The sequence below is a fragment of the Listeria sp. ILCC796 genome, from assembly GCF_900186175.1.
Taxonomy (GTDB): Bacteria; Bacillota; Bacilli; order Lactobacillales; family Listeriaceae; genus Listeria; species Listeria goaensis.
Genome location: NZ_FYBV01000008.1, coordinates 124,152 through 130,413 on the forward strand (window position 1 = coordinate 124,152; position 6,262 = coordinate 130,413).

Consider the following 6,262-nt stretch of genomic DNA (forward strand, 5'->3'; position numbering starts at 1 on the left):
ATACAGTATAATGATGTTAGCATGAATTGTCTAGTGTTTTTTCATTTTATTTTCTTTCAAATCGCAAATTTGGTATAGTAGGTATATTAAATGATATATCAAAGGAGACAATTTGAATGGTTAAAAAACCACTTTACCAGCAAATTAGCGAACAGCTTGAACGTCAAATTATGTCGGGTGAGTTGCAAGTTGGCGCACAATTGCCGACAGAACATGCCCTAGCCGCCTCACATCAGACGAGCCGCATTACATCAAAGCGTGCTTTATCTGAACTGGAAAACAAAGGTTTGGTGGAGCGAATTCGCGGCAAGGGAACCTTTGTCAAAGCGCGTTCCATTTCAAAAGCGGTTACTTCCATGAAACAAGTCCTTTTTATTTTGCCTTTTCCTGGCCAACACGATCTTGGCAATTTTACAGCTCTAATGCTGCCGTATTTAGCGGAAAAAGGGTACCATGTGCACATTCAAGATGAAAGTTTCCTAACTCAAACGCATTTTTTCCAGTTGATTGAACAATACGACGGGATGATTTACTATCCGGAAACAGGAAACTCAAACTTGGATATTCTTTATCAGTTGCACTTTCAAGGTTTCCCGGTTGTTTTACTCGACAAAAAAATGGAGGGTATCCCGTTTCCGTATGTAACGGCGGACAATTTCAGTGGCGGGTATATGGCGGCTCATTTACTCCTATCAAAAGGCCACACGAAAATCGCCTTTTTAAACAGTAGAACGATCCAAGAAACTTCCACTGTTCGCGAGCGTTACATGGGCTATTTGCGGGCTTTGTTCGAGGCGGGGATTTCGTTTCATGCGCTTGAAACGAATGTGCACTCGGAAGAGGCGTATGCTGGGATTGCGGAAAAGTTTGTTGCGGACGGCGTGACGGCGATTGTGGCGGAAAATGACTTGATGGCTATTCAATTTATGAAGCAAGCGAAGAAAATGGGGATTCGTATCCCTCAAGATTTGGCGGTTATTGGCTTTGATAATATTCAAGCCGCGGAATTTGTTGAGCCCTCGCTCACGACGATTTCACAAAATTTTGAAGAGATGGGGCGCGCGGCCGCAATCAGTTTGCAAAAACAAATTCAAAAAAAAGACGTGGAAAACGCAATCATTCCCGTTTCTTTAATTGAAAGGGAGTCAAGCGGGGCACGTTAGAATCGGAGGAAATTATGGACGTTACACAAATCGACACGAGGCATGGCACAAATAATCAGCACAGTTATTCAAATGGAAATACGCTTCCCTATACTTCTGTGCCACGAGGAATGAATTATTTTGTGCCGCAGACGACAAACAATAACGGAAGTTGGTTTTTCCATCCAAACGACCACACATTCCAAGGCTTTCGGTTAACACACCAACCAAGCCCGTGGATGGGCGACTTTTCTCACTTTTTGCTCACCCCGATTTCTGGGAAGTTGGCAAATTATGACTTATATTTCGCCCAAAGCTCTTATCGGCCGAATGAAGCCGTTTTCAGCCCGCATTATTTAAAAATCAAACAACTCCGCTATCAAATTACGAGCGAACTCACACCGAGCACTTACGGCGCGAAAATACGCCTTTCTTATACGAAAGACGAACAACACGGCTTGCTTTTTTCTGCTGAAAATATCAGTTATATTGAGGTGGACGAACGGCAAAACCGCGTTTTTGGTTACGTGCAGAATTTTGCTGGCTGCGCGGATCCAGAATTCAAAATGCACTTCGTCTTGACGGCTGACCGCCCATTTGATTTTTCGAACACGGGCTTCCCTGTAGACGGAAAAATCATTTCAAAAGCGGCACAAAAAGCAGAAAATCAATTTTTCCAAATTGGGTTTGACGATACGGCACCTAAAACGGTGGAAATCAGTTTGGCGACAAGCTTCATCAGCTCTGAACAAGCGAGTCTCAATTTAAAACGGCAAGCGGATTATGATTTTGAGGCGACCAAAACGAGGGCGGCCGCGAAGTGGAACGCCTATTTGAGCAAGATTCAAGTGAGTGATTCAGATAAAGCAAAAGTCGCCACATTTTATCATTGCCTTTACCGGACGGCGCTTTTCCCGCAGCGCTTTTATGAATATGATGCAAATCAAAATGCGATTCATTATGACACGACTGCACGGCGCGTTGCAAATGGTAGATTATATACGAATAATGGGTTTTGGGATACTTACAAAACGGTGTTCCCACTTTATTCGCTTTTAATTCCAGATGAATACGAAAAAATGCTTGGCGGCTTTTTAAATAGCTACCGCGAAACGGGCTATCTGCCAAAATGGCTATCGCCTGACGAACGCGGCCTCATGCCCGGCACACTCATTGACGCGGTCATCGCGGACGCTGCTGTAAAATGCATCGGCACAAATTTAATGCCCGAGTTTCAAGACGCGATGCTAAAAGCAGCCACGACACAGTCCGACAAAGAAAACTACGGTCGCCGCGGCGCACTGGACTACAACCGTCTTGGCTACGTCCCCTTGAACTACCATGAAAGCGTCAACCACACACTCGACTACGCCTACAGCGATTTTTGCATTTCCGCCGTCGCGAAGACACTAGGAAACACAGCGCTCGAAGCCGAATACGAGGAACGCTCGAAAAACTACCTGCATATTTTCGACCCAAAGACGGGTTTTATGCGCGCCAAAGACGAAAACGGAAATTTCCAAACCCCTTTCAACCCTTTTTCTTGGGGGAAAGACTACGCCGAGGGTAGCGCATGGCAGACTAGTTTCGCGGTTTTCCACGATTTTGCTGGCCTAAATGAAGCGTACGGCGAAGGTGGATTTTTGCGTAAGCTGACCGAGCTCGCGAACACACCACCAAAATTCGATGTAGATGGCTACGGCTACGAGATCCACGAAATGAGCGAGATGGCGATGATTGACTTCGGTCAAATTGCGCTGTCCAACCAGCCTAGTTTCCATTTACCCTATTTGTTCACCTACGCGAAAAAACCTGCTTATACGCAGGTTCTAATCAAGCAAGCGGTGAATCAATTTTATGACGCGGGCATAAACGGCTATCCTGGCGACGAGGACAACGGTAGCATGTCCGGCTGGTACATTTTCAGTACGCTCGGTTTCTATCCGGTGACACCCGGTTCAGGGGAATACGTCTTCGGAATTCCCGCTTTCGAAAACGTGCGCATTGACCTGCCAAACGGCAAAACCCTAACGTTAGATACGGCGAACAATTCGCCTGCGCATCAATTCGTCACCGCCAGAACGCGCGACAATAAACCCTTAAAATCGCAATTCATCACCCACAGCGACCTAATCCGCGGCGGCAATCTAACCACCACATTAGGCCTTGTACCAGAAGAACGTGAGATTTCAGAGGAAGAATTGCCGTTTTCGATTTCGTCGGCACAAAAAAGTATTTTAAAATCCCAAGAGCTTGCGACTACACATTCGGAAACTTGTTAGCGATGTAAGCATAAAAACTGAGAAACATTTCCTGCGCTAGGATTTGTTTCTCTTTTTTGCGTTTAAAAATATTGTTTAATCTGTTACAAGCTGATTATCTCAATCTCTTCTGACATGATACACTATCCGTTAATCAAAACGCTGCCATTTAATTATGAGATGACAGCTTTTATGGCTATCAACTCATCATTATTCACATAGAATGAAAGATTTTTAGATATAATACATTTATCATACGTTTTTATTTCAGAGAAGTATAAAGTGAAATATGCTTCACTTCTAAAAACTTTTGCTTTTGAAACTGTTACAGCCTCCTCTATTTCTACCAAAGGAAATCCAACTTTTACAACGGCATTCTGATTGTTTAAAACTATTTCTTCATCTATTTGTTCAGGGAAAATACACTCCAGTTCTCCAAGTAATCCATCCTGATTCAACCACATCATCATATTAGTCCCTAATGGAAAAGTATAAAAATCATCATCCATTTTTTCTGTAATAATATCAAAATTCTTGATTTCATCAATAACTGTGACTTCGCACATTAACTCTTGTTGTAACACTCTTTTTACCTTCACATTCAATCTCCTTACTGTTTAAATTTTTGGGGCCATATTCTCACAACTTCTTTTGTTGTCGGATTAACAAATACTTTTGCTTTTTGATACAAATTCATCCCGTAAGCATTTATGCTTTATCTGTTCAACGGTAAAGTAGGGGATATCATTTTTATCATCAATGGCTATATCAAGCCTTGTAAGATGAAAATTACCTTTTCCGGCTAATTGTAAGCACGTACGAAAGAAATCGCTGTATGTGTGCTTTGTGGTCTGTAAGAAGCTATAATAATCATCACACCATTGTCCACTCAAAACAAGATAACAACCTGCTTCATCTGTACCGTCTTTCAACCGTCTATCCCCATACACTTTGATTGTGCCAAACTGATACAAGTTTGTATAATCTTTATGCTTGACCTTTGCTTTTTGTATCATGAAGTATTCTAGGGGAAGTCCTAATACTTTACGTATCAGCTCGTCAGCTTCAGCGTATCGAAGATGATACTTAAATAATCAATCTTGATAGTTAATTCTTTTTTTAACATTTTTGCGTCCTCCTTGTCTTTCACACCATATCTAACTTGAAATGGTCGATTTGTTGCATATCTCAGAAAGATTTTTATTTTTTCTACCATTAGTACGAATGACAAACAACTAATTGGCAATGTTTTCAAATCTTTTTACACCATTACTACAGTTTCAAAGACCTCAATTCCGTAAAATAAGCGAAACTTTATGAAATATATGTATTTATGCCTATTTTTTTGATAAAACTGTGCAGTAAAAAAACAGGCGGTAAGCCTTTAAAATAGCCTGTTTCTTGTTGTGTATGTGTAGGGCGGTGTTACTCATGCGCCCTATAAGGATTGTCGCTTACGCTCCAATCCAAGCCACTTCCCATGCTTACACTTACGCTGGGAGTGGCTTGGTGTAGTCTTGAACTTTCTTACAAAATAAAAAAGCATAACTTACAAGAATTATAATTCTTAATAAGAAATGCTCTTTTGCCATATTTGACTTTAACACTTTTCAAGAAACCTTAAATCCTTCATCTATATTTCTCAGCGGCTTTCTTTAGTAAATCGTCCAAATCATTGCTTAAATTAAGTTCTATATCATCCAAGTTGACTTGTTCTTTTTGTTCGAATTGAAACTGCATAATAAATTCACTGAAATTCCGTGCTACTAAATACGTATCCTCGACCTCGTCATGAATCCAGAAATAAATCTGCTGGTTTTCTTTATCCATACAAACCAAATTTCCTCCTGGCAAATCTGCTATTGGAAATAGGTTTGACGGGATAATATCTTGATAAAATAAAATCTTTTTTTCCAAATTGTTCAAATCATCATCAATACCAAAAATAGAATCTAATTCAAAGCTATTCTGATTAAGTATTTTTTCCAAAGAATCACTGAGCGTAAATAAATAGTTATCTTTTATATAGTCATTTCCATAATATTGCAAATAAAATGCATAGTCAGTGGGAAAAACTAATGAATATTTTTTTTCAATTTCTTCAATACAATCCATCCCCCATACTTTAGGATTTTGCTTCATCTCAGTATCAATAATTTCATCTAATTTATTTTTTAAATTATCCATTTTAAAATCCTCCTCTCATATCTGCTGCTGAACCTATATGTGGTATATTACCATGTAAATCTGATGGAATCAATTCTATTTTAGTTGGCGATTTATGGTGAGGTGTAACACCAATGTCTTTTAACATTTTTTTAGCTGCATTCTTTGAGGGCAATTTATATTGCTGTTGAATCTTTTCATACACAAGAGAAAAATCATCAGGCGTACCATTTAATTGACCAGGTTTAAAGTTTAAATCACCTTTTGACCAAGGCGAAAAATCAGGTCTACCATTTTTAAATTCTACACCTTTTCCACCAGTAATCTTATCAACCTCTGGTTTATTTGAAAACCATTTTCCATTTCCTGGTTCGCCTGACCATTTCCCATTAGTTCTCGGTAGCCTTGTTTTAGGCGATGTATTAGTCTTAGCCCCACTACCACCCTTATACGCCTTACTCCCACGAGCTATCGCAGCGCCTAGGCCTACGCCTGATAACGCCGACATAATGCCGGATTCAGCTAGTTGGCCTTCCCAGTCCTCCACATACGCAGAAGCTTGTAAGATGCTCCCTGCCGCGCCTGAATACACTTTTCCGTCCATGTAATACGTCTTATCTTGCCAAGCTTTCATGATTTTCTCGTTTAACTCTTCTAACGTTAGTATAGTATATTTATCCTCATCTTGGTAGT

The 6,262-nt window shown here is 40.4% G+C and carries 4 protein-coding genes and 2 pseudogenes; 2 read left to right on the plus strand and 4 right to left on the minus strand.

The window, feature by feature from the left end; translation table 11 throughout:
- Positions 1–116: 116 nt before the first annotated feature.
- Both CFS04_RS09655 and CFS04_RS09660 read left to right on the plus strand, forming a co-directional pair.
- Positions 117–1,163, plus strand: a complete 1,047-nt coding sequence (locus CFS04_RS09655) for a substrate-binding domain-containing protein (protein WP_088810493.1) — start codon at positions 117–119, stop codon at positions 1,161–1,163.
- 14 nt (positions 1,164–1,177) lie between these two features.
- Positions 1,178–3,424 (plus strand): GH92 family glycosyl hydrolase, encoded by a 2,247-nt coding sequence (locus CFS04_RS09660; protein ID WP_088810494.1) that lies wholly within the window; start codon positions 1,178–1,180, stop codon positions 3,422–3,424.
- A gap of 152 nt (positions 3,425–3,576) precedes the next feature.
- Here CFS04_RS09660 and CFS04_RS09665 read toward each other — a convergent pair whose 3' ends face one another.
- The 4 genes and pseudogenes from CFS04_RS09665 to CFS04_RS09680 all read right to left on the minus strand — a co-directional run.
- The gene (locus CFS04_RS09665) at positions 3,577–4,002 is read right to left on the minus strand and encodes a hypothetical protein (protein WP_088810495.1); all 426 of its coding nucleotides are present in this window, start codon (positions 4,000–4,002) and stop codon (positions 3,577–3,579) included.
- Between the two features lie 63 nt (positions 4,003–4,065).
- Positions 4,066–4,467, minus strand: a pseudogene (locus tag CFS04_RS12975) (replication initiation factor domain-containing protein); the annotation flags it as partial.
- Between the two features lie 565 nt (positions 4,468–5,032).
- Positions 5,033–5,590 (minus strand): SMI1/KNR4 family protein, encoded by a 558-nt coding sequence (locus CFS04_RS09675; protein WP_088810496.1) that lies wholly within the window; start codon positions 5,588–5,590, stop codon positions 5,033–5,035.
- A gap of 1 nt (position 5,591) precedes the next feature.
- A pseudogene (locus CFS04_RS09680) lies at positions 5,592–6,262 on the minus strand (HNH endonuclease); the annotation flags it as partial.